We start from the raw sequence: 26841 nt of genomic DNA, 5'->3' as shown, positions 1-26841 counted from the left end.
ATAATGACGAAGCCCGAGGACAATACTCAGAAGATTGCTCAGGCACTGCGTGTCTCGCTCAAAGAGACCGAGCGATTGCGTGCCCGCAATCGCAAGCTCGACGCAGCCCTTCGCGAGCCCATCGCGATTGTGGGTATGGCATGTCGTTATCCGGGTGGGGTCAATTCGCCTGAGGATCTGTGGAATTTGGTGTCGGACGGGACCGACGCCACATCGGAGTTCCCGGAAAATCGAGGGTGGGATACCGACCGCCTCTACGATCGCACCGGCGAGACACCGAATAGCACGTACACGCGCGCGGGTGGCTTCCTGCATTCCGCCGGTGAATTCGATCCCGCGTTCTTCAATATCAGCCCTAATGAAGCCGCACTGATGGATCCGCAGCAGTTTCTGCTGCTGGAGACCTCGTGGGAGGCGTTCGAACGGGCCGGTGTCGACCCTGGCTCGCTGAAGGGCAGCCGGACCGGTGTGTGGGTCGGCATGATGTATCACGACTATCCGGCCAATGCGAACTCGGGATCCATTGCCTCCGGCCGGGTCTCGTATGTGTTCGGTCTGGAAGGACCGTCGGTCACCGTGGATACGGCGTGCTCGTCGTCGCTGGTGGCGATGCATTCGGCTGCGGCGTCGTTGCGGTCGGGTGAGTGCGACTTGGCGTTGGCCGGTGGTGTCGCGGTGATGGCCACCCCGGAGACGTTTGTCGAGTTCAGTCGTCAGCGGGGTCTGTCCGCGGATGGTCGGTGTAAGTCCTTCGCCGATGCGGCCGACGGAGTGGGCTGGTCCGAGGGCGTCGGCGTGTTGGTGTTGGAGCGGTTGTCCGACGCTCAGCGCAATGGTCATCAGATTCTCGCTGTGATCGCTGGTTCGGCGGTGAATCAGGACGGTGCCTCGAACGGGTTGACCGCGCCGAATGGTCCCTCTCAGCGCCGGGTGATCCGTCAGGCGCTGACGAATGCCGGAGTGACCCCGGTCGAGGTCGATGTTGTCGAAGCCCACGGCACCGGCACCACTCTGGGTGATCCGATCGAAGCCCAAGCCCTGCTGGCGACTTACGGCCAAGACCGGGACCCGGAGCGTCCACTGTGGCTGGGGTCGTTGAAATCCAATATCGGTCACGCTCAAGCCGCCGCCGGTGTGGGTGGTGTGATCAAGATGGTCATGGCGATGCGCCACGGTGTGCTGCCGAAGACCCTGCACGTGGATCAGCCCTCCACAAAAGTCGATTGGTCCGAAGGCCATGTGCGGCTGTTGACCGAGCCGGTGGCGTGGCCGGTGGCGGATCGGCCACGTCGTGCTGGTGTGTCCTCGTTCGGTATCAGTGGCACGAATGCGCACGTCATCGTGGAACAGGCCCCGTTGGCCGAACCGGCGGTGGAACAGACTCCGGCGCCGGTGAAGACTGTCCCGGCTGGTGGGGTGCTGCCATGGGTGGTTTCGGCACGCGCTGGTGCGGCCCTTGCGGGTCAGGCCGTCCGCTTGGCGTCTCATGTCGGTGATCACGACCTGGATCCGGTGGATGTCGGCTTCTCGCTGGCGTCCACGCGTGCTGTTTTCGAGCATCGTGCTGTCGTCCTTGCCGGGGGCCGTGATGGTCTGCTCGCGGGAGCACGAGCGTTGGGTCGCGGCGAAATCACTTCCGACGTGGTTTCCGGTCATGTGGTGTCGGGTTCTACGGGTGTGGTGTTTTCGGGTCAGGGTGCGCAGTGGGCCGGTATGGCCACGGAGTTGCGTGATGGGTATCCGGTGTTCGCCGAAGCATTCGATGCGATTGTCGCTGAGTTGGATCCGCTTCTGGGGCAACCGGTTTCGTTGAGTGTGGCGTTGGTCGATGGTGATCTGGTTGATCAGACGGTGTTCGCTCAGGCGGGTTTGTTTGCGTTCGAGGTGGCGTTGTTCCGTCTGCTCGAATCGTGGGGTGTGCGTGCGGATGTGGTGGCGGGTCATTCGATCGGTGAGGTGGCTGCGGCGCATGTGGCTGGGGTGTTGTCGTTGGCGGATGCGTGTGTGCTCGTTGCGGCGCGTGGCAGGTTGATGCAGGCGTTGCCTGCTGGTGGGGCGATGGTTGCCGTGGGCGCGTCGGAGGCCGATGTGTTGCCGCTGCTAGCTGGTGGGGTGTCGATCGCGGCGGTGAATGGTCCGTCGTCGGTGGTGCTCTCCGGTGTCGAGGATGCGGTCGCGGCTGTTGTCGATCGTTGTGTCGAAAAGGGTTGGCGTACGCATCGGTTGCGGGTGTCGCATGCTTTCCATTCGGTGTTGATGGAGCCGATGCTGGCCGAATTCGCCACGGCGATAGAAGGTTTGGCGTTTTCCCGGCCGAGCGTCCCGTTGGTCTCGACCGTGACCGGTGTCCAGGTCGTGGATGAGATGTCGGATCCGTTGTATTGGGTGGGTCAGGTTCGTGAGACGGTGCGTTTCGCTGATGCGGTCGTGGCGATGGCGGATTTGGGTGTGTCCCGGTTCGCTGAGGTCGGGCCTGATGCGGTGTTGTCTCCGATGGTCGCTCAGACTCTCGACGACGGTACTGCCGCGGTGGTGGGGTTGGCGCGTCGTGACCATGCCGATCCGTTTACGGTCTCGGCTGGGTTGGCCCGATTGTTCGTGGCTGGTGTCGGGGTGGACTGGGCCGGTTTCTATGCCGGTACCGGTGCTCGGCGAATCGACCTGCCCACTTACGCGTTCCAACACGAGCGTTTCTGGCTCGACGCCAAGCACATGCTTTCGCAGTCATGGCTGGGAGCCGAGCTGGGTGGGGTCAGCTCTGTCGGCCTGGATGTGGTGGATCATCCATTGCTGGGTGCGGTTGTGCCGCATCCGGATTCGGGTGGGGTCAGCTTCACCGGCCGGTGGTCGGTGAATTCCCTCGAATGGCTGGCCGACCACAGCGTGCTCGGTACCGTATTGCTGCCCGGCACCGGGTTCGTGGAGCTGGCCAGCTATGTCGGTGGCCTGTTGGGCTGTGCCGTGGTGGACGAACTCGTTCTGCGGACGCCGTTGACATTGCCGGGTGAGGGCAGTGTCTCGGTGCAGGTGGTGGTGGCCGCCGCGGATGACGCTGGCTGTCGGCGGTTGAGTATCCATTCTCGGCAGACGGTCGAGGGTCCGTGGGCGCTGCACGCCGAGGGTGTTCTCGCCCCGGATGAAGTGGTGGCCGACTTCGATCTGACTTCGTGGCCTCCGGCCGGTGCCAAGCCGTTGCCCGTTGACGGTGCCTACGACGAGCTGCTCGATATCGGGTACGGGTATGGTCCGTTCTTCCAGGGTCTGCGGGCGGCGTGGCAGCGCGGTGATGAGTTGTTCGCCGAGGTCGCGCTACCGGATCCGCAGGAAGCCAAGGGTTTCGGGATCCATCCGGCATTGTTCGACTCGGCTTTGCATGCCGGGATAGTGCATGGTCTTCGCGGTGGTGTCGAGCTTTTCCCGGCGCTGCCGTTCACCTGGAACAGGGTGGTGTCGTACTCGGTTGCCGCTGGCGCGGTGCGGGTCCGAATCGTGGTTCAGGGTGACAGGTTCGCCGTACAGATAGCCGATGAGCAAGGCCAACCGGTGATGTCGGTGGGGTCCTTGGTTACTCGGCCGGTGTCGGCCGAGCGCCTGAGCGCCGACCGGGTGTCGGATGCTCTCTTCGCCGTGGATTGGGTTACCGCTGCGCCGCTTTCGGCAGGGACGGTCGAGCCGGGCCGTGTGGCGGTACTGGGTGCGAGCCAGAATTCCGGCGCGGTGCGGGGTTATCGCGATCTTGCGGCGTTGGTCGCTGATCTCGATGCTCCTGATTCGGTTGTTCCTGACTTTGTGCTGTTGGAGTGCCCGCGCTATGACAGCGTGCCGCCGGAGGCGGCACGGCAGGTCGTGACGGGAGTCCTCGATACCGTCCAGGGGTGGTTGGCTGATTCCCGTTTGACTGGTTCGCGTTTGGTTGTGTTGACCAGACATGCTGTGTCTGTTGTTGATTCGGAGCAGGTGGATCTGGGGCATGCGCCGGTGTGGGGTCTGTTGCGTGCCGCGCAGGCCGAGCATCCGGGTCGATTCCAGCTTATCGACCTCGATCAACCTGACCAGGATCCGGTCTCCGTGGCGACCGTGGCCGCGGGCGCCACGGAACCGGAGGCCGCGCTACGCGGGTCGGCGCTGCTCGTACCACGGTTGAGCCGCCACGCACCCGGGGCCATCGCCCGACTGACCGAGCCGGGCACCGTGCTGGTGACTGGTGGTACGGGTGGTTTGGGTGCGTTGATTGCTCGGCATCTGGTGACCGAACATGGTGTGCGCCAGCTGCTTTTGACGTCTCGTCGTGGTCTGGATGCTCCGGGTGCTGTTGAGTTGGGTGCGGAGTTGGTCGAGCTCGGTGCGCAGGTGCGTATTGCCGCGTGTGATGTGTCTGATCGGGATGCGCTCGCGGCACTACTGGACACCATCCCTGCCGAGCACCCGCTGGTGGGTGTGGTGCATGCGGCCGGAACCGCCGACAACGGTGTGATCGAGTCGATGACCGCCGACCGGGTCGACCCCGTCTTCGCACCCAAGGTCGATGCGGCGTGGCATCTGCACGAACTCACTCGCCAGCACCCGCTGTCGCTGTTCGTGCTGTTGTCGTCGGCGGGTGGGTTGGTGTTGGCCGCTGGTCAGGCCAATTACGCCGCTGCGAATGTTTTCCTGGATGCGTTAGCGGCGTATCGGCACGGCTTGGGATTGCCTGCGACCGCTATCGATTATGGCCTGTGGGCGCGGTCGAGCGGGCTTGGTAGTGACCTGTCGGAGGATGATTTCGATCGGATGCGCAGGCTGGGTTTCCCGCCGCTTTCCGAGGTCGATGGTTTGGCGTTGTTCGATGCGGCGATAGCTACTGATACTGCTCAGTTGGTGGCGTTGCGGGTTGATCCGGCGGTGCTTCGGACTCGGGGTGAGCAGATTCCCGCTCTGGTCCGCGCGATCGCACCGGCACCGGTGCGCCGCCAGACTCGAACCCCAGCGGGACAAGCATTTGCGCGCAAGCTGGCAGGGCTGTCCGATACCGATCGCAGGAGTGCTCTGCTCGACCTCGTCCGATCGGTAGCCGCCGAGATCCTCGGACACGCATCCATCGATGCCGTTGAGCCCCAGCGGGCTTTCCAGGAGCTGGGGTTCGACTCGCTGAGCGCTGTCGAGTTCCGCAATAAGCTCAATGCCGCCACGGGTCTGCAGTTGCCTGCCACGCTGGTCTTCGATCAGCCGAACCCGCAGATCGTCGCCGACTTCATCGATTCCCAACTCACCGGCACCCACCAGGACATCGAGGTCACCGCCAGCAGAACTGTCGGCGACGACCCGATTGCCGTGGTGGCGATGAGCTGCCGCTATCCGGGTGGCGTCGCCTCGCCGGAAGACCTGTGGCGGTTGGTCGCCGACGGGATCGATACCAACGGTGCGATGCCGACGGATCGTGGCTGGGATATCGAGGCCATCTACGATCCGGAGCCCGGCAAGGCGGGACGGACCTACACCCGTCGGGGTGGATTCCTTTATTCGGCAGCCGAATTCGACGCGGATTTCTTCGGGATCAGCCCCAACGAAGCCATGATGATGGATCCGCAGCAGCGGTTGCTGCTGGAGGTCTCGTGGGAGGCGCTGGAACGCGCCGGTGTCGATCCCGCTGTCCTGCGTGGCAGTTCGACCGGTGTGTTCACCGGTGTGATGTACCACGACTACGCCCAGGGAACCGGCACCGGTAATAACGCGGGCGGAAGCTTGGTCTCCGGTCGCATCGCCTACACCCTGGGGTTGGAGGGCCCGGCCGTCTCGGTGGATACGGCGTGTTCGTCGTCGCTGGTGGCGTTGCATTTGGCTGCGCAGTCGTTGCGGTCGGGTGAGTGTGATCTGGCGTTGGCCGGTGGTGTGGCGGTGATGGCCACCCCGGACATGTTCCTCGAGTTCAGCCGTCAGCAGGGTCTGTCCCCGGATGGACGCTGTAAGTCCTTCGCCGACACGGCCGATGGAGTGGGCTGGTCTGAGGGCGCTGGCATGTTGGTGCTCGAGCGGTTGTCCGACGCTCAGCGCAATGGTCATGAGGTTCTTGCGGTGGTTGCTGGTTCGGCGGTGAATCAGGATGGTGCGTCGAATGGTTTGACCGCGCCGAATGGTCCCTCGCAGCGGCGAGTTATCCGTCAAGCGTTGGCGAATGCCGGGTTGTCGCCGGTCGATGTGGATGCGGTGGAGGCTCACGGCACCGGTACGACTTTGGGTGATCCGATTGAGGCGCAAGCGCTTTTGGCCACCTATGGGCAGGACCGTGCTGCGGATAGTCCGTTGTGGTTGGGGTCGTTGAAGTCCAACATCGGTCACGCTCAGGCTGCGGCGGGTGTGGGTGGTGTGATCAAGATGGTCATGGCGATGCGCCACGGCGTGCTGCCGAAAACGCTGCACGTCGATCAGCCCAGCACCAAAGTCGATTGGACCCAAGGTCATATCCGGTTGTTGGCCGATTCGGTGGCGTGGCCTGCGGGGGATCGGCCGCGTCGTGCGGGTGTGTCCTCGTTCGGCCTCAGCGGTACCAATGCTCACCTCATTGTGGAACAGGGGCCGGTCGCGGACCCGGCTCTCGTACCGGTGGAGAAGACCGTTCCGGCTGGTGGGCTGCTGCCGTGGGTGGTTTCGGCGCACAACCGTGAGGCTCTTGCTGAACAGGCCAGGCGTCTGGCCGCGCATGTCGAGGACCTTGATCCGATCGACATCGGTTTTTCGTTGGTGACCTCGAGGGTGTTGTTCGACCATCGTGCTGTGGTGTTGGCGCCCGAGCGTGACGGTCTGCTGGCCGGTACACAAGCGTTGGGTCGGGGCGAGACGATTCCGGGTGTGGTGTCGGGTCGTGTGGTGTCGGGTTCGACGGGTGTGGTGTTCTCCGGTCAGGGTGCGCAGTGGGCCGGTATGGCCACGGAGTTGCGTGATGGGTATCCGGTGTTCGCCGAGGCTTTCGATGCGATTGTCGCTGAGCTGGATCCGCTTCTGGAACAGACGGTTTCGTTGAGTGCGGCGTTGGTCGACGGTGATCTGGTTGATCAGACGGTGTTCGCGCAGGCGGGTTTGTTTGCGTTCGAGGTGGCGTTGTTCCGTCTGCTCGAATCGTGGGGCGTGCGCGCGGACGTTGTTTCCGGGCATTCGATCGGTGAGGTCGCTGCTGCGCATGTGGCGGGTGTGTTGTCTTTGTCGGATGCGTGTATGTTGGTGGCGGCGCGTGGTCGTTTGATGCAGGCGTTGCCTGCTGGTGGGGCGATGGTTGCCGTTGGTGCGTCGGAGGCCGACGTGCGGGCGTGGCTGGTGGACGCAGACGTGTCGACTGGTGAGGTGTCGATCGCGGCGGTGAATGGTCCGTCATCGGTGGTGCTCTCTGGTGTCGAGGATGCGATCGCGGCTGTTGTCGAGGTGTGTGTCGAAAAGGGTTGGCGTACACACAGGTTGCGGGTGTCGCATGCTTTCCATTCGGTGTTGATGGAGCCGATGCTGACTGAATTCGCCTCGGCGATAGTGGGTTTGAGGTTCGCCTCGCCGAGTATTCCGTTGGTGTCGACGGTGACTGGTGTCCGGATCATCGATGAGATGACTGATCCGTTGTATTGGGTGGGTCAGGTTCGTGAGACGGTGCGTTTCGCTGATGCGGTCGTGGCGATGGCGGATTTGGGTGTGTCCCGGTTCGCCGAGGTCGGGCCTGATGCGGTGCTGTCTCCGATGGTCGCTCAGACACTCGACGACGGTACTGCCGCGGTGGTGGGGTTGGTGCGTCGTGACCATGCCGATTCGTCGACGGTGTCGGTTGGGTTGGCCCGATTGTTCGTGGCTGGTGTCGGGGTGGACTGGGCCGGTTTCTATGCCGGTACCGGTGCTCGACGAATCGACCTGCCCACCTACGCTTTCCAGCGCCAGCGTTATTGGATGCCCGAAGGGTCTTCCGGCAGTGGCGATGCCCGGGCCATGGGTCTGGTGGCTACCGGACACCCGCTGGTCTCGGCGGTGGTATCGCAACCGGATTCCGATGTGGTCGCCGTCAGCGGCAGGTTGTCGTTGCAGACGCACCCTTGGCTGACCGATCACAAGGTGATGGACGCCGTGCTGTTCCCCGGCACCGGTTTTGTCGAGCTCGCCCTGCACGCCGGAGAGCGAGTGGGCTCCTCCAGTCTGGACGAGTTGATTCTGCGGGCTCCGCTGGTGCTGCCGGATTCGGCGGGTGTTGCGGTGCGCGTCGTTGTCGGTGGCGAGGACAACGCAGGGCGTCGCGGGGTGCGGATCTTCTCCCGCCCCGACGACGACGTCGATTCGGCGCCGTCGTGGACATTGAATGCCGAGGGCCTACTCGCGCCCGAAATCACCAGTGCGGCTGCGGATCTGGCGCAGTGGCCGCCCGCCGGTGCCACCGCGGTCGATATCGATGGGGTCTATGACTCCCTCGATGCGCAGGGCTACCACTACGGTCCGGTGTTCCAGGCACTGCGGTCGGTCTGGCGGGGGTCCGATGGGCTCTACGCCGAGATCGAATTGCCTGAGCAGGCTCGCACCGAGGCAGAGCGGTTCGGTGTGCATCCGGCCTTGCTGGATGCGGCGTTGCACGCGTTGCGTTTTGCCGATGACACCTCGGCGGATGGAACCGGATTGGCGTTGCCGTTCGAGTGGTCCGGTGTCACCGTGCATGCCGCCGGTGCCGACGCGTTGCGTGTCCGGATCACCCGCCTCGGCGAGCACGCGATCGCTCTGGATCTCGCGGACTCGACCGGTGCTCCGGTGGCGACGGTGCGGCAGCTGGCTTCCCGGCCGATCGATCCCGCACAGCTCACCGCCAGCGCACCCATTACGCGCACCGCTGTGTTCGATGTCGACTGGACACCGATCTCGGTGTCCGAGAGCGAAGCCGCCGCAGTGTCGTGGGCGGATCTCGGTGCCGAGGTTCCGGCCGCGGTGGTGCTGGACTGTCCGACGGGTAATGATCCCGTCGCCGTTCGTGCCGCGACTCACGATGTGCTGCAAGTGCTTCAGTCCTGGATTGCCGATCAGCGGTTCAGTGAGTCGATGCTGGTGGTTCGAACCAGTGGTGCGGTATCGACTGCGGGAGAGGATATTACGAACCTGGCCGGTGCAGCCGTGAGTGGTCTGGTTCGTTCCGCGCAGGCGGAGAGTCCTGGCCGGATCGTGTTGATCGACACCGATTCCGAAGATGACGGTCCTGAACTCGGTGGGTTGCTCGGCGGGATTCTGGCTGCGGATGAGCCGCAGGTAGCCGTGCGTGCCGGGCAGGTGCACAGAGCGCGGCTCGCCCGCGTCGTCTCCACTGCCGCGGCCGCTCCGGCGACCGACTCCTTCGAACCGGAAGACACTGTTCTGATCACCGGTGCCAGCGGCTACCTCGGTGGGTTGTTCGCGCGGCACCTGGTCAACGCGCATGGTGTGCGCCGACTCCTGCTGTTGAGCCGCCGCGGCGAATCAGCTACTGGCGCCGCCGAATTGCGGGCGGAGTTGCGGGGTCTCGGTGCCGAGGTCGAGTTCGTCGCCTGCGATGTCGCAGACCGCGGCGCGCTCGCCGACGTACTGGCAGATGTGCCTGCCGATCACCCGCTCACCGGCGTGTTCCACATGGCCGGTGTGCTCGACGACGGCGCCATCGCTTCGCTGACCCCCGCCCGGATGGATACGGTGTTCGGCCCCAAGGTCGATGCCGCGTTGCACCTGCACGAATTGACCGCCGAGCTACCGTTGAAGGCATTCGTGCTGTTCAGCTCGGTGGCCGGTGCGTTCGGTAACCCGGGGCAGGGCAACTATGCCGCGGCCAACGCATGTCTGGATGCCCTTGCGGCACACCGTAGGGCGACCGGGCTCCGCGGCAAGTCGTTCGCCTGGGGTCTGTGGAGCATGGACGGCGGGATGGCCGCCGAGCTCAGCGATGTCGACCGGCGCCGGATGTCGCGCTCGGGCTTGCTGCCGCTCTCGGAGGAGCAGGGCCTCGCGCTGTTCGATGCCGCGACAGGGATCGATACCGCCGCCGTCGTCCTTGCCCGTTTGGACCTGGATGCCATGCGCAGCGCGGGATTCGCCACGCCCGCACTGTTTTCCGCGCTGATCCCGCATCGCCGCAAAGCGGCCTCGGGTGCATCCACGGCACTGAGCGCTCGTTTGGCGAATACTCCCGACAGTGAACGCCTCGGCGTTCTCGTGGACATCGTTCGTGCTCAGGCCGCCGCAATCCTCGGTCACCAGAACGCGAATGCGGTTGCGGCGGATAAGGCTTTCAACGAGCTGGGCTTCGATTCGGTCACCGCGATCGAGTTCCGCAATGCCATGCAAACTGTCACAGCTCTGCGGCTGCCTGCGACTTTGGTGTTCGATTACCCGTCACCGCTGGCGCTGGCGAAGTATCTGGCGGATGAGTTCGCTGGCACACGCCAGGACGTCGTGGTCACCGCCAGCGGAGCCGTTGACGACGAGCCGATCGCTGTGGTCGCGATGGCCTGTCGTTATCCGGGTGGTGTCGCCTCGCCGGAAGATTTGTGGCGCCTGGTCGTATCGGGAACCGATACCACCGGTGAGTTGCCGGTGGATCGTGGCTGGGACATCGACGGTATCTACGATCCCGAACCTGGTAAGGCGGGCAAGACCTACACCCGTCAGGGTGGATTCCTGTACTCCGCAGCCGAATTCGACGCGGACTTCTTCGGGATCAGCCCCAATGAAGCGACGATGATGGATCCCCAGCAGCGGTTGCTGCTGGAGGTCTCGTGGGAGGCGCTGGAACGCGCCGGTGTCGACCCCGCTCTACTGCGCGGCAGCTCGACCGGTGTCTTTTCCGGTGTGATGTACCACGACTACGCGGCGGGGAGCGGGAGTAGCGCGACCGGCAGCTTGGTGTCGGGTCGGATCGCCTACACGTTGGGTTTCGAGGGTCCGGCGGTGTCGGTGGATACCGCGTGCTCGTCGTCGCTGGTGGCTTTGCATTTGGCCGCGCAGTCGCTGCGGTCGGGCGAGTCCGATCTGGCGTTGGCCGGTGGTGTGACGGTGATGTCGACCCCGGAGACTTTCGTGGAGTTCAGTCGCCAGCGAGGGTTGTCTCCGGATGGGCGGTGTAAGTCCTTCGCCGATACGGCCGATGGTGTGGGTTGGTCCGAGGGCGTCGGTGTGCTGGTGTTGGAGCGGTTGTCCGATGCGCGCCGCAATGGTCATCAGGTTTTGGCGGTGGTTGCTGGTTCGGCGGTGAATCAGGATGGTGCGTCGAATGGTTTGACCGCGCCGAATGGTCCCTCGCAGCGGCGAGTGATCCGCCAAGCGTTGGCCAATGCCGGGTTGTCGCCGGTCGATGTCGATGCGGTGGAAGCCCACGGCACCGGCACCACTCTGGGTGATCCGATTGAGGCGCAAGCGCTTTTGGCCACCTATGGGCAGGACCGTGCTGCGGATAGTCCGTTGTGGTTGGGGTCGTTGAAGTCCAACATCGGTCACGCTCAGGCAGCGGCCGGTGTCGGTGGTGTGATCAAGATGATCATGGCGATGCGGCACGGGTTGCTGCCCCGAACGCTGCACGTGGATCAGCCCTCGACGAAGGTTGATTGGTCCGAGGGGCATGTGCGGTTGTTGGCCGATTCGGTGGCGTGGCCGGAGGTTGATCGGCCGCGTCGTGCGGGTGTGTCCTCCTTCGGTATCAGTGGCACGAACGCTCACGTCATCATCGAGCAGGCCCCGGATGTGGAACCGGTCCCGGCGCCGGTGGTCGAGACTGTCCCGGCCGTGCTGCCGTGGGTGCTCTCGGCGCGCAGTGGCCAGGCTCTTGCCGGTCAGGCTGCCCGGCTGGTGTCGTATGCGATCGATCACGACTCGGATCCGCTGGATGTGGGTTTCTCGCTGGCGGCGACGCGTGCTGTTTTCGAGCATCGTGCTGTGGTCGTGGCCGAGGGGCGTGACGGTCTGCTCGCGGGAGCACAAGCGTTGGGTCGGGGCGAGACGATTCCGGGTGTGGTGTCGGGTCGTGTGGTGTCGGGTCGTGTGGTGTCGGGTTCGACGGGTGTGGTTTTCTCCGGTCAGGGTGCGCAGTGGGCCGGTATGGCCACGGAGCTGCGTGATGCGTATCCGGTGTTCGCCGAGGCTTTCGACTCGATTGTCGCTGAGTTGGATCCGCTTCTGGGACAGCAGGTTTCGTTGAGTGTGGCGTTGGTGTCCGAGGATCTGATCGATGCGACGGTGTTCGCTCAGGCGGGTTTGTTCGCGTTCGAGGTGGCGTTGTTCCGTCTGCTCGAATCGTGGGGTGTGCGCACGGACGTCGTAGCGGGTCATTCGATCGGTGAGATCGCCGCCGCGCATGTGGCCGGGGTGTTGTCGCTCGCGGATGCGTGTGTGTTGGTGGCGGCGCGTGGTCGTTTGATGCAGGCGTTGCCTGCTGGTGGGGCGATGGTTGCGGTGGGTGCGTCGGAGGCCGATGTGTTGCCGTTGCTGGTTGGTGGGGTGTCGATCGCGGCGGTGAATGGTCCGTCGTCGGTGGTGCTTTCGGGTGTCGAGGACGCGGTCGCGGCTGTTGTCGATCGTTGTGTCGAAAAGGGTTGGCGCACACACCGGTTGCGTGTTTCGCACGCCTTCCATTCGGCTTCGATGGAACCGATGCTGGATGAATTCGCGACGGCGATAGCGGGTTTGACGTTCGCCTCGCCGAGTATTCCGTTGGTGTCGACGGTGACTGGTGCCCGGGTCACCGATGAGATGACTGATCCGTTGTATTGGGTGGGTCAGGTTCGTGAGACGGTGCGGTTCGCTGATGCGGTCGTGGCGATGGCGGATTTGGGTGTGTCCCGGTTCGCTGAGGTCGGGCCCGATGCCGTGCTGACTCCGATGATCACCCAGATTCTCGAGGATGTGGCGACAACAGGACCCGCCGCCTCGACTCCGACGGTAGTGGCGTTGGCTCGTCGGGATCGGGCCGACGCTTCGGCGGTGTTGGGTGGGGTCGCTGGCTTGTTCGTGTCGGGTGCCGAAGTGGATTGGGCTGGTTTGTATGCCGGTACCGGTGCCAAGCGAATTGATTTGCCCACCTATGCCTTCCAGCGTCGACGCTATTGGAAGGGAGCTACCGCTGCTGGTGGTGATGTTCGTGCGATAGGTCTGGTGGCTACCGACCATCTTTTGGTTTCGGCGATGGTGTCGCAACCTGAATCCGACACGGTAACGCTCACCGGGCGCTTGTCGGTGCAGTCGCATCCGTGGGTGGCCGATCACATGGTGATGGACAGGGTGTTGTTGCCGGGTACCGGTTTTGTCGAGCTTGCTCTTCATGCGGGGGAGCAGGTCGGTTGTTCGACGTTGGAGGAGTTGGTTTTACAGGCTCCGCTGGTGTTGTCGGAGACCGGTGGGGTAGCGATGCGTGTGGTGGTCGGTGATCAGGATGAGATGGGTCGCCGGGCTGTGCGGGTCTTCTCTTGTCCTGATGACGGTGTTGATACGAGGCCATCGTGGACGTTGCATGCCGAGGGTGTTCTCGCCTCGGACGAGGTGGCTGGTTTCGATCTGGTTTCGTGGCCGCCGGTGGGTGCTGCTGCTGTTGATGTCGATGGTGTTTATGACGAGTTGTTCGATGCTGGGTATGGCTATGGCCCGGTGTTTCAGGGTTTGCGGGCGGCGTGGCAGCGTGGGGATGAGTTGTTCGCCGAGGTCGCGTTGCCGGATCCGCAGGAGGCCAAGGGTTTCGGTATTCATCCGGCGTTGTTCGATGCGGCTTTGCATGTCGGGATAGTTCATGGTCTGCGTAGTGGCGGTTTCGGGGTTTCTCCGGCGTTGCCGTTTATGTGGAATACGGTGGTGTTGCACTCGGTGGGTGCCGCGCTGGTGCGTGTGCGGATTGTGCTCGAGGGCGACAGGTTCGTCGTGCAGATGGCTGATGAGCATGGTCGCCCGGTGTTGTCGGTGGGGGCGTTGGTTTCTCGACCGGTGGCGGCCGACCGTCTGAGTGCGAACCCGGTATCGGATGCGTTGTTCGGTGTGGATTGGGTCGCTGTTGCGCCGTCGGTGGCGAGCGTCGAGCCGGGCCGTGTGGCGGTACTGGGTGCGAGCCAGAATTCCGGAGCGGTGCGGGGTTATCGCGATCTTGCGGCGTTGGTCGCTGATCTCGATGCTCCTGATTCGGTTGTTCCTGACTTTGTGCTGTTGGAGTGCCCGCGCTATGACGGTGTGGTGCCGGAGGTAGCACGGCAGGTCGTGACGGGAGTCCTCGATACCGTCCAGGGGTGGTTGGCTGATTCCCGTTTGACTGGTTCGCGTTTGGTTGTGTTGACCAGACAGGCTGTGTCTGTTGCCGATTCGGAGCAGGTGAACCTCGGGCATGCGCCGGTGTGGGGTCTGTTGCGTGCCGCGCAGGCCGAGCACCCGGGTCGGTTCCAGCTTCTGGACCTGGATCAGCCCGACCAGGACCGTGACCCGGTCGCTGTCGCGACGGTGGCAGCGACTGCTGCGATGGAACCGGAGGCTGCGCTACGTGGGTCGGCGCTGTTCGTGCCGCGGTTGAGCCGTCACGCGCCGGGCACGATCGCTCGACTGTCCGAGCCGGGTACCGTGCTGGTGACTGGTGGTACGGGTGGTTTGGGTGCGTTGATTGCTCGGCATCTGGTGACCGAACATGGTGTGCGGCAGCTGCTTCTGACATCGCGGCGTGGCTTGGATGCTCCTGGCGCTGCTGAGTTGGGTGCGGAGTTGGTCGAGCTCGGCGCGCAGGTGACCATCGCCGCGTGTGATGTGTCCGATCGAGACGCACTGGCGGCACTACTCGGCAGCATCCCGGACGCGTATCCCCTCATTGGCGTGGTTCATGCTGCGGGTACTGCCGATAACGGTTTGATCGAATCGATTACCGCGGACCGGATCGACCATGTCTTCGCACCCAAGCTCGACGCGGCATGGCACCTGCACGAGCTCACTCGGGATCATTCGTTGCGGTTGTTCATGTTGTTGTCTTCGGCGGGCGGGCTCGTTCTAACGGCTGGTCAAGCGAATTATGCTGCGGCGAATGTTTTTCTGGATGCGTTAGCGGCGTATCGCCACAGTTTGGGGCTGCCTGCGACGTCTGTTGATTTCGGCTTGTGGGCGACAGCTACCGGCCTCGGGGGCTTGCTGTCCGAGGCTGATACCGAGCGGATACGTCGCCAGGGTTTCCCGCCGCTGAGCGAGGACGAAGGTCTCGCGCTGTTCGATGCGGCGATCGCCACCGATACCGCTCAGCTGGTGGCATTGCGGGTCGATCCGGCGGTACTACGCACCCGGGGTGAGCAGATTCCGGCCCTGCTGCGTGCGATTGTGCCGATCCCGGTGCGTCGCCGGACTCGAACTCCGGGGGTGGATCACGCATTTGCCCAGAAGCTGGCCGGTCTTTCGGATGCTGACCGTCACAGTGCTGTGCTCGAATTGGTGCGATCGGTAGCTGCTGGAATTCTTGGGCATACTTCTGCTGATGCCATCGAGCCGCAGCGGGCTTTCCAGGAGCTGGGGTTTGATTCGCTCGGTGCTGTCGAGTTCCGCAATAGGCTCAATTCCCTGACCGGTCTGCGGCTTCCGGCCACTCTTATTTTCGACTATCCGAACGCACAGATTGTTGCCGAGTTCATCGGCTCGGAACTCAGTGGCACGGCGGCTGTTGATGAGGTCGTGGTCAGTCGCGCTCGGGTCGATGATGATCCGATCGCGATTGTCGCGATGAGTTGTCGGTATCCGGGTGGCGTCGCTTCGCCGGAAGACTTGTGGCGGTTGGTCGCCGACGGGATCGATACCAACGGTGAGTTGCCGGTCGATCGTGGCTGGGATATCGAGGGCATCTACGATCCCGAGCCCGGTAAGGCGGGTAAGACGTATACCCGTCAGGGTGGATTCCTGTACTCCGCAGCCGAATTCGACGCGGACTTCTTCGGGATCAGCCCTAAGGAAGCGACGATGATGGATCCGCAGCAGCGGTTGCTGTTGGAGACTTCGTGGGAGGCGTTGGAGCGCGCCGGTATTGATCCGACGGTATTGCGTGGCAGTCCGACCGGTGTGTTCACCGGCGTGATGTACCACGACTACGCCCAAGGGGCTGACCTCGGTAATAGCGCTGCCGGAAGCTTGGTTTCGGGTCGGGTTGCCTACACGCTGGGGTTGGAGGGTCCGGCGGTGTCGGTGGATACCGCGTGCTCGTCGTCGCTGGTGGCGTTGCATTTGGCCGCGCAGTCGTTGCGGTCGGGTGAGTGTGATCTGGCCTTGGCCGGTGGTGTGGCGGTGATGGCCACCCCCGATATGTTCCTCGAGTTCAGTCGTCAGCGGGGTTTGTCCCCGGATGGTCGCTGTAAGTCGTTCGCGGACTCGGCCGATGGTGTGGGTTGGTCCGAGGGTGCGGGTGTTCTGGTGTTGGAGCGGTTGTCCGATGCGCGCCGTAATGGTCATGAAGTTCTTGCGGTGGTTGCTGGTTCGGCGGTGAATCAGGATGGTGCCTCGAATGGGTTTGCCGCGCCGAATGGTCCGTCGCAGCGTCGGGTGATCCGCCAAGCCTTGGCGAATGCCGGGATGTCTGCGGTCGATGTGGATGCGGTGGAGGCTCACGGCACCGGTACGACTTTGGGTGATCCGATCGAAGCGCAAGCGTTGCTGGCGACTTATGGGCAGGACCGTGATCCGGATCGTCCGCTGTGGTTGGGGTCGTTGAAGTCCAATATCGGTCATGCTCAGGCTGCGGCGGGTGTGGGTGGTGTGATCAAGATGGTGATGGCGATGCGCCACGGTGTGTTGCCGAAGACCTTGCATGTCGATCAGCCCAGCACCAAGGTCGATTGGTCCGAAGGCCATATCCAGTTGTTGACCGATTCGGTGGCGTGGCCGGAAGTTGATCGGCCACGTCGTGCTGGTGTGTCCTCGTTCGGGCTCAGTGGCACGAATGCTCACGTCATCGTTGAGCAAGGACCGGTTACAGCGGTGGAGCCGGTGTCGGTGGTGAAGACTGTTCCGGCTGGTGGGGTGTTGCCGTGGGTGGTTTCGGCGCGTAGTGGTGAGGCTCTTGCTGAACAGGCCAGGCGCTTGGCTTCGGTTGTCGAGGACCATGATCCGATCGATGTCGGTTTTTCGTTGGTGACCTCGAGGGTGTTGTTCGAGCATCGTGCTGTGGTGTTGGCGCCCGAGCGTGACGGTCTGTTGGCCGGTACACAAGCGTTGGGTCGCGGCGAACCCGTTCCGAATGTGGTGTCCGGTCGTGTGGTTTCGGGTTCGACGGGTGTGGTGTTTTCGGGTCAGGGTGCGCAGTGGGCCGGTATGGCCACGGAGCTACGCGGTGCGTATCCGGTGTTCGCCGAGGCTTTCGACGGGATTGTCGCTGAGTTGGATCCGCTTCTGGGGCAGCCGGTTTCGTTGAGTGTGGCGTTGGTCGATGGTGATCTGGTTGATCAGACGGTGTTCGCGCAGGCGGGTTTGTTTGCGTTCGAGGTGGCGTTGTTCTGTCTGCTCGAATCGTGGGGTGTGCGTGCGGATGTGGTGGCGGGTCATTCGATTGGTGAGGTGGCTGCTGCGCATGTGGCCGGGGTGTTGTCTTTGTCGGATGCGTGTGTGCTCGTTGCGGCGCGTGGCAGGTTGATGCAGGCGTTGCCTGCTGGTGGGGCGATGGTTGCGGTGGGCGCGTCGGAGGCGGAGGTGCTTGCGCTGCTTATCGGTGGGGTGTCGATCGCGGCGGTGAATGGTCCGTCGTCGGTGGTGCTCTCCGGTGTCGAAGATGATGTCGCCACTGTTGTCGATCGTTGTATCGAAAAGGGTTGGCGTACACACAGGTTGCGGGTGTCGCATGCTTTCCATTCGGTGTTGATGGAGCCGATGCTGACTGAATTCGCGACGGCGATAGCGGGTTTGACGTTCGCGCCGCCGAGTATTCCGTTGGTGTCGACGGTGACTGGTGTCCGGATCATCGATGAGATGACTGATCCGTTGTATTGGGTGGGTCAGGTTCGTGAGACGGTGCGTTTCGCTGATGCGGTCGTGGCGATGGCGGATTTGGGTGTGTCCCGGTTCGCTGAGGTCGGGCCTGATGCGGTGCTGACTCCGATGATCGCCCAGACACTCGACGACGCGCAGGCGGGTGCGGGTGCTGTGGCTCCTGTGCTGGTGCCTTTGGCGCGTCGTGGTCGGGCGGATGTGTCATCAGCTGTCTTGGCTGGGGTGGCCGGATTGTTCGTGGCCGGAGCTCACGTCGATTGGGCCGGTTTGTACGCCGGTACCGGAGCTCAGCGAATCGACTTGCCCACCTATGCCTTCCAGCGTCGCCGCTACTGGATGGCCGAAGGGCCTGCCGCTGGTGGTGATGCCCGTTCGATGGGTTTCGCGGCGACTGGGCATCCCCTTGTTTCGGCGGTGGTATCGCAACCGGACTCCGATGCGGTCGCACTCGGTGGCCGACTGTCGGTGCAGACGCATCCATGGCTGGCCGACCACATGGTCATGGACACCGTGTTGTTGCCGGGTACCGGCTTTGTCGAGCTTGCTCTTCATGCGGGGGAGCAGGTCGGTTGTTCGACGTTGGAGGAGTTGGTTTTACAGGCTCCGCTGGTGTTGTCGGAGACCGGTGGGGTAGCGATGCGCATCGTCGTCGATGGCGAGGACGAGTCGGGTCGTCGCGCGGTGCGGATCTTCTCCCGCCCCGATGACGGTGCTGATGCGGCGTCGTGGACGTTGCATGCCGAGGGTGTTCTCGTCTCGGATGAGGTGGCTGGTTTCGATCTGGTTTCGTGGCCGCCGGTGGGTGCTGCTGCTGTTGATGTCGATGGTGTTTATGACGAGTTGTTCGATGCTGGGTATGGCTATGGCCCGGTGTTTCAGGGTTTGCGGGCGGCGTGGCAGCGTGGGGATGAGTTGTTCGCCGAGGTCGCGTTGCCGGATCCGCAGGAGGCCAAGGGTTTCGGTATTCATCCGGCGTTGTTCGATGCGGCTTTGCATGTCGGGATAGTTCATGGTCTGCGTAGTGGCGGTTTCGGGGTTTCTCCGGCGTTGCCGTTTATGTGGAATACGGTGGTGTTGCACTCGGTGGGTGCCGCGCTGGTGCGTGTGCGGATTGTGCTCGAGGGCGACAGGTTCGTCGTGCAGATGGCTGATGAGCATGGTCGCCCGGTGTTGTCGGTGGGGGCGTTGGTTTCTCGACCGGTGGCGGCCGACCGTCTGAGTGCGAACCCGGTGTCGGAGGCCCTGCACGGCGTGGATTGGGTCGCTGTTCGGCAATCGTCGGCGGTGACTGTCGAGCCGAAACACTTGGCGGTGTTGGGATCTGGTCAGAGCTCCGGCGATGTGACGCGTTATCGCGATCTCGCGGCAATGATCGCTGAACTGGATGCGGTAGCGGATCCGGCTATTCCCGAGATCGTCTTGCTGGAGTGCCCCGACCATGAGGGTGCGCCGCCGGAGGCCGCACGGCACGTGGTAACCGGTGTCCTCGACACTGTCCAACTGTGGTTGGGCGATAGTCGTTTCGCCGACTCTCGTTTGGTTGTGTTGACCAGACATGCTGTGTCTGTTGCTGTTTCCGAGCAAGTGGATCTGGGTCAGGCGCCGGTGTGGGGTCTGCTGCGTGCCGCGCAGGCCGAGCACCCGGGTCGGTTCCAGCTCCTCGACCTGGATCACCCCGACCAGGACCGTGACCCGGTCGCTGTCGCGACGGTGGCAGCGACCGCTGCGGCGGAGCCGGAGGCCGCGCTACGTGATGCGGCTCTGCTGGTTCCGCGGTTGCGTCGTCACGCGGCCGGCGAGGTTGTTCGGCTGGCAGAACCTGGCACCGTATTGATTACCGGCGGGACCGGTGGTCTCGGTGCGTTGATCGCTCGACATCTGGTGACCGATCACGGTGTGGGACATTTGCTTTTGACGTCCCGCCGTGGTCTGGATGCTCCGGGTGCTATCCAGTTGCGGGATGAGCTGGTGGAGCTCGGTGCGCAGGTGCGTATTGCCGCCTGCGATGTGTCCGATCGGGAGGCACTGGCGGCACTGCTCGGCAGCATCCCGGACCAGCAGCCATTGGTGGGCATAGTTCACGCCGCTGGAACCGGTGACAATGGTCTGATCGAGTCGATTACCGCGGACCGGATTGATTATGTGTTCCGGCCGAAGGTCGATGCGGCGTGGCATCTTCATGAGCTCACCCATGAACACGCGCTTTCGATGTTCGTACTCGTATCGTCGGTGGGCGGGCTGGTGCTGGCCGCCGGTCAAGCGAATTATGCTGCGGCGAATGTCTTCCTGGATGCTCTCGCGGCTCACCGGCACAGTCTGGGGTTGCCTGCGACCGCTGTGGATTTCGGCTTGTGGGCGACAGCTACCGGTCTCGGGGCCATGCTGTCCGAGGCTGAGATCGAGCGGATACGTCGCCAGGGTTTCCCGCCGCTGACCGAAGACGAAGGTCTCGCGCTCTTCGACATGGCGATAGCCACCGAATCCGCTCAGCTGGTGGCGTTGCGGGTCGATCCGGCTGTGCTTCGGACTCGGGGTGAGCAAGTTTCGGCTCTGCTGCGTGCGATCGCGCCGGTCCCGGTGCGTCGCCGGACCCGAACTCCGGGGGCGGACCACGCATTTGCCCGCAAGCTGGCCAGCCTGTCGGATGCTGATCGTCACAGTGCTGTGCTCGACCTCGTTCGATCGGCAGCCGCCGAGATCCTCGGACATGCTTCTATGGATGCTGTTGAACCGCAGCGGGCTTTTGAGCAGTTGGGGTTCGATTCGCTCGGTGCTGTCGAATTCCGCAACAGGCTCAATACTGCGACTGGACTGAAGCTTCCGGCCACTCTCATTTTCGACTATCCGAACCCACAGATTGTTGCCGAGTTCATCGGCTCGGAACTCAGTGGCACGGCGGCTGTTGATGAGGTCGTGGTCAGTCGCGCTCGGGTCGATGATGATCCGATCGCGATTGTCGCGATGAGCTGTCGGTATCCGGGTGGCGTCGCCTCGCCGGAAGACTTGTGGCGGTTGGTCGCTGACGGAATCGATGCCAATGGTGAGTTGCCGGTCGATCGTGGCTGGGATATCGAGGCCATCTACGACCCGGAGCCGGGTAAGGCGGGTAAGACCTACGCGCGCAACGGCGGGTTCCTGTATTCGGCAGCGGATTTCGATGCGGACTTCTTCGGGATCAGCCCCAATGAAGCCACGTCGATGGATCCGCAGCAGCGGTTGCTGCTGGAGACTTCCTGGGAGGCGTTGGAGCGCGCCGGTATTGATCCGACGGTATTGCGTGGCAGTCCAACCGGTGTGTTCACCGGCGTGATGTACCACGACTACGCGCAGGGGACCGACAAAGGTAACAGCGCTGGTGGAAGTTTGGTTTCGGGTCGGATCGCCTACACGTTGGGTTTCGAGGGTCCGGCGGTGTCGGTGGATACCGCGTGCTCGTCGTCGCTGGTGGCGTTGCATTTGGCCGCGCAGTCGTTGCGGTCGGGGGAGTGTGATCTGGCGTTGGCCGGTGGTGTGGCCGTGCTCGCGACACCGGATGTGTTCCTCGAGTTCAGTCGTCAGCGGGGTCTGTCTCCGGATGGGCGGTGTAAGTCCTTCGCCGATGCGGCCGACGGGGTGGGTTGGGCTGAGGGCGCTGGCATGTTGGTGCTCGAACGGTTGTCCGATGCGCGCCGTAATGGTCATGAAGTTCTTGCGGTGGTCGCTGGTTCGGCGGTGAATCAGGATGGTGCCTCGAATGGTTTGACCGCGCCGAATGGTCCCTCGCAGCGACGGGTCATCCGTCAAGCTCTGGCGAATGCCGGGGTCTCCCCGGTCGAGGTCGATGCGGTGGAGGCTCACGGCACCGGTACGACTTTGGGTGATCCGATCGAAGCGCAAGCGTTGCTGGCGACTTATGGGCAGGACCGTGATGCGGATCGTCCGCTGTGGTTGGGGTCGTTGAAGTCCAACATCGGTCATGCTCAGGCTGCCGCGGGTGTGGGTGGTGTGATCAAGATGGTCATGGCGATGCGCCATGGGGTTCTACCTCGAACACTGCATGTTGATCAGCCCTCGACGAAGGTCGATTGGTCCGAAGGCCATATCCAGTTGTTGACCGATTCGGTGGCGTGGCCGGAGGTTGATCGGCCACGTCGTGCGGGTGTGTCCTCGTTCGGTATCAGCGGCACCAATGCTCATGTCATCGTCGAACAGGCCCCAGCGGAACCGGCTCCCGTGCCGGTGATCAAGTCCGTTCCGGCTGGTGGGGTGTCGCCGTGGGTGCTCTCGGCACGCAATACCGAGGCTCTTGCTGATCAGGCCAGGCGTCTGGCCTCGCATATCCACGACCACGACCACGACCCGATCGACATCGGTTTCTCGCTGGTGACCTCGAGGGTGTTGTTCGAGCATCGGGCCGTGGTGTTGGCCCCTGAGCGCGATGGCTTGCAGGCTGGCGTACAAGCGTTGGGTCGTGGTGAGACAGGTCCCGGTGTGGTGTCGGGTCGTGTGGTTTCGGGTTCGACGGGTGTGGTGTTTTCGGGTCAGGGTGCGCAGTGGGCCGGTATGGCCACGGAGCTACGCGGTGCGTATCCGGTGTTCGCCGAGGCATTCGACGGGATTGTCGCCGAGTTGGATCCGCTTCTGGGACAGCAGGTTTCGTTGAGTGTGGCGTTGGTCGACGGTGATCTGGTTGATCAGACGGTGTTCGCGCAGGCGGGTTTGTTTGCGTTCGAGGTGGCGTTGTTCCGTCTGCTCGAATCGTGGGGTGTCCGTGCCGATGTGGTGGCGGGTCATTCGATTGGTGAGGTGGCTGCTGCGCATGTGGCCGGGGTGTTGTCTTTGTCGGATGCGTGTGTGCTCGTTGCGGCGCGTGGCAGGTTGATGCAGGCGTTGCCTGCTGGTGGGGCGATGGTTGCGGTGGGCGCGTCGGAGGCGGAGGTGCTTGCGCTGCTTATCGGTGGGGTGTCGATCGCGGCGGTGAATGGTCCGTCGTCGGTGGTGCTCTCCGGTGTCGAAGATGATGTCGCCACTGTTGTCGATCGTTGTATCGAAAAGGGTTGGCGTACACACAGGTTGCGGGTGTCGCATGCTTTCCATTCGGTGTTGATGGAGCCGATGCTGACTGAATTCGCGACGGCGATAGCGGGTTTGACGTTCGCGCCGCCGAGTATTCCGTTGGTGTCGACGGTGACTGGTGTCCGGATCATCGATGAGATGACTGATCCGTTGTATTGGGTGGGTCAGGTTCGTGAGACGGTGCGTTTCGCTGATGCGGTCGTGGCGATGGCGGATTTGGGTGTGTCCCGGTTCGCTGAGGTCGGGCCTGATGCGGTGCTGACTCCGATGATCGCCCAGACACTCGACGACGCGCAGGCGGGTGCGGGTGCTGTGGCTCCTGTGCTGGTGCCTTTGGCGCGTCGTGGTCGGGCGGATGTGTCATCAGCTGTCTTGGCTGGGGTGGCCGGATTGTTCGTGGCCGGAGCTCACGTCGATTGGGCCGGTTTGTACGCCGGTACCGGAGCTCAGCGAATCGACTTGCCCACCTATGCCTTCCAGCGTCGCCGCTACTGGATGGCCGAAGCGCCCGGCGCCGGTGGTGATGCCCGTTCGATGGGTCTCGTCGCTACCGGACATCCCCTGGCCTCGGTGGTCGTCTCGCAACCCGACTCCGACGCGGTTACTCTCACCGGCCGCCTCTCGGTGCAGACGCACCCATGGTTGGCCGACCACGCGGTGATGGACACCATGCTGTTCCCGGGTACCGGTTTGGTCGAACTCGCCCTGCACGCCGGAGAACAGGTCGGCTGCTCGACCCTCGAGGAGTTGGTCCTTCAAGCCCCACTGGCATTGTCGGAGTCCGGGGGGCTTGCCGTGCGCGTTGTGGTCGGTGCGGAGGACGAGCCAGGTCGTCGCACGGTGCGGATCTTCTCCCGCCCCGACGATGGTGTCGATTCGGTGCCGTCGTGGACGTTGAATGCCCAGGGTGTGCTTGCGCCCGAAATCGCCAGTGCGGCTGCGGATCTGGTGCAGTGGCCGCCCGCCGGTGCCGATGCGGTCGACATCGATGGTGTTTATGACTCCCTCGATGCGCAGGGCTATCACTACGGTCCGGTGTTCCGGGCATTGAGATCGGTCTGGCGGGGAGTCGACGGGCTGCTCTATGCCGAGGTCGAATTGCCCCAGGCGGCCCGGGGCGAGGCGCAGCGGTTCGGTGTGCACCCGGCGTTGTTGGATGCGGCGTTGCACGCGTTGCGTTTCGCGGGGGACATGTCGGCGGATGGAACTGGGCTGGCGCTGCCGTTCGAATGGTCCGGTGTCACTGTGCATGCGGCTGGGGCCGATGCTTTGCGCGTTCGGATCACTCTCGTCGGCGAGCATGGTGTGGCCTTGGATCTGGCGGACTCAACGGGCAGTCCGGTGGCGACGGTGCGGCATCTGGCTTCCCGGCCATTGGATCCCGCGCAGCTCACTGCCAGCACACTCATTGCTCGCACTGCTGTGTTCGATGTCGGCTGGACACCGATCTCGGTGTCAGAGAGTGAGGTCGTCACGGTAGCGTGGTCGGACCTCACTGCCGAGAACGAGCAGGTCCCGCAGGTGGTGGTAGCAGGGGGCCCGGCGGGTAATGATCCGGTCGCTGTTCGTGCCGCGACTCACGATGTGCTGCGGGTGCTTCAGTCCTGGATTGCCGATCAGCGGTTCGGTGAGTCGATGTTGGTGGTTCGGACCCGTGGTGCGGTATCGGTTGCGGGAGAGGACATTACGAACCTGGCCGGCGCGGCCGTGAGTGGTCTGGTTCGTTCGGCGCAAGCCGAAAATCCCGGCCGGATCGTGTTGATCGACACCGATTCCGAAGATGACGGTCCTGAACTCGGTGGGCTGCTCGGCGGGATTCTGGCTGCGAATGAGCCGCAGGTGGCCGTGCGTGCCGGGCAGGTATACGTCGCGCGGTTGGGTCGAGTGGTTCCCACTGCGGTGAACGCTGCCGTGGAAACCTCTTTCCGTCCGGACGATACTGTTCTGATCACCGGTGCGGGTGGGTTGCTCGGTGGGTTGTTCGCGCGGCACCTGGTCAACGCACATGGTGTGCGCCGACTCCTGCTGTTGAGCCGCCGCGGCGAATCAGCTACTGGCGCCGCCGAATTGCGGGCGGAGTTGCGGGGTCTCGGTGCCGAGGTCGAGTTCGTCGCCTGCGATGTCGCAGACCGCGGCGCGCTCGCCGACGTGCTCGCAGGCGTGCCGGCCGCTTATCCACTCACGGGTGTGTTCCACATGGCTGGGGTCCTCGATGACGGTGCCATCGCTTCGCTGACCCCGGATCGGATCGATGCGGTGTTGCGGCCCAAGGTCGATGCTGCCCTGCACCTGCATGAGCTGACCGCCGATTTGCCGTTGAAGGCGTTCGTGCTGTTCAGCTCCGCTGCTGGCGCGTTCGGCAATCCCGGTCAGGGCAATTACGCCGCGGCCAGCGCGTGCCTGGACGCATTGGCGGCACACCGCAGGGCCTCGGGTCGTCGCGGTCAGTCCTTTGCCTGGGGTCTGTGGGACGGAGGTATGGCCGCGGTGCTCAGCGACGTCGACCGGCGCCGCATGTCCCGCTCCGGTGTCCTGCCGTTGTCGCAGGAGCAAGGACTGGCGTTGTTCGACGCTGCGACCGAGATCGACGCAGCAGCCCCCATCCTCGCCCGTCTCGATCTGGATAGCTTCCGCAGCGCGGGGACTGCCGTGCCGTCACTGTTGGCCGGTCTGCTCAGCGACTTGGCCAAGCGGACCGGGCGTCGGCAGAGCACCGGAACGCAGGATGTGGGAGCTCTGCGCAGACGACTGGCACAACTCTCCGAGTCCGAACAGGAACAATGGCTCCGTACGCACATCCTCGAGCATTCGGCGAGACTTCTGGGACATGAGAGCGCCCATGCACTCGACCCCGAGCGTGACTTCCTCGAATCGGGCTTCGATTCACTGGCCGCAATGGAGTTGCGAGCCGCCCTCAACGCGTCCACCGGCCTGAAGCTGCCGACCGCCGCGATCTTCGATCACAAGACGCCGGCGGAACTGGCCCGATACCTGCGGAAGGAGCTCACCGCAGACTCACGAAGCGACCATGAACCCGGTGGCGCGGACGACTCGTTGTACGGGATGTTCCGTGGCGCGGTTGCCTCCGGCCAGGTCGGCAACGGCTTCGCCCTGTTGCGGGCGGTGGCGGCGCTGCGCGAGCAGTTCTCCTCGGCGCACGAACTGGACCGACTGCCGGTGCCAACGCGACTCGCCGCGGGTCCCGCCCTGCCACGCATCATTTGCCTCGCTTCGCCGCTGGCCACCGGCGGCGCGCATCAGTACGCCCGGGTCGCATCGCACTTGCGAACCGCCCGTGAGGTTTCGGCGCTGCCTCCGATCGGTTGCCGGACGGGAGAGCCACTGCCTACGACGCCGACGGCGGCCTTGGCAGCGGTGGCGCGCACCGTCCTCGAGGCTGCGCAGGGAGATCCGTTCGTGCTACTCGGACACTCCGCGGGCGGCCTGCTTGCCTACCTCGTCACCGAGCACCTGGAAGCGGCAGGTGGCCCGGCGCCCACCGGTGTGGTCATGTTGGACACCTACGCGGTGCACGGCGATGGCGAATGGCTGCTGCGGGCGATGGCTGAATACATGGTGTCGAACGAAGCCATGTTCGGCCGCTTCGACCAGGCCCGGCTGACCGGTATGGGCCGGTATGTGCAGCTCCTGGGGGAGATGGCGCCCGGTTCCGTCGCCACGCCGACGTTGTTCGTCCAATGCGCCGAGAACTTCTTGGGGAGTTCATCGGATCGCGAGGACTGGCAGGCCGAACCGTGGGATCCGACGCATACCGTCGTTTCGGTACCGGCTGACCACTTCTCGATTCTGGAGGACGGTTCAGCGGGTGTTGCCGAAGTGATCGAGGGCTGGCTAGCGGGTTAGGAA

1 protein-coding gene is annotated in these 26841 nt (G+C 63.8%); it reads left to right on the top strand.

Annotated features, from left to right (window positions below; translation table 11 throughout):
• Positions 1-3: 3 nt before the first annotated feature.
• Positions 4-26838, top strand: coding sequence for an SDR family NAD(P)-dependent oxidoreductase (locus ACQP1T_RS32880; protein WP_433756913.1), 26835 nt, complete (start codon positions 4-6; stop codon positions 26836-26838).
• Positions 26839-26841: the final 3 nt, after the last annotated feature.

The organism is Nocardia sp. CA-135398 (assembly GCF_050955845.1).
In the GTDB taxonomy this organism is placed as follows: domain Bacteria; phylum Actinomycetota; class Actinomycetes; order Mycobacteriales; family Mycobacteriaceae; genus Nocardia.
This window is presented reverse-complemented; position numbering and strand designations above follow the sequence as displayed.

Excerpts from the sequence above, each read along its gene's own strand:
- ACQP1T_RS32880 (WP_433756913.1), top strand. The coding sequence starts at position 4 with ATGACGAAGCCCGAGGACAATACTCAGAAGATTGCTCAGGCACTGCGT.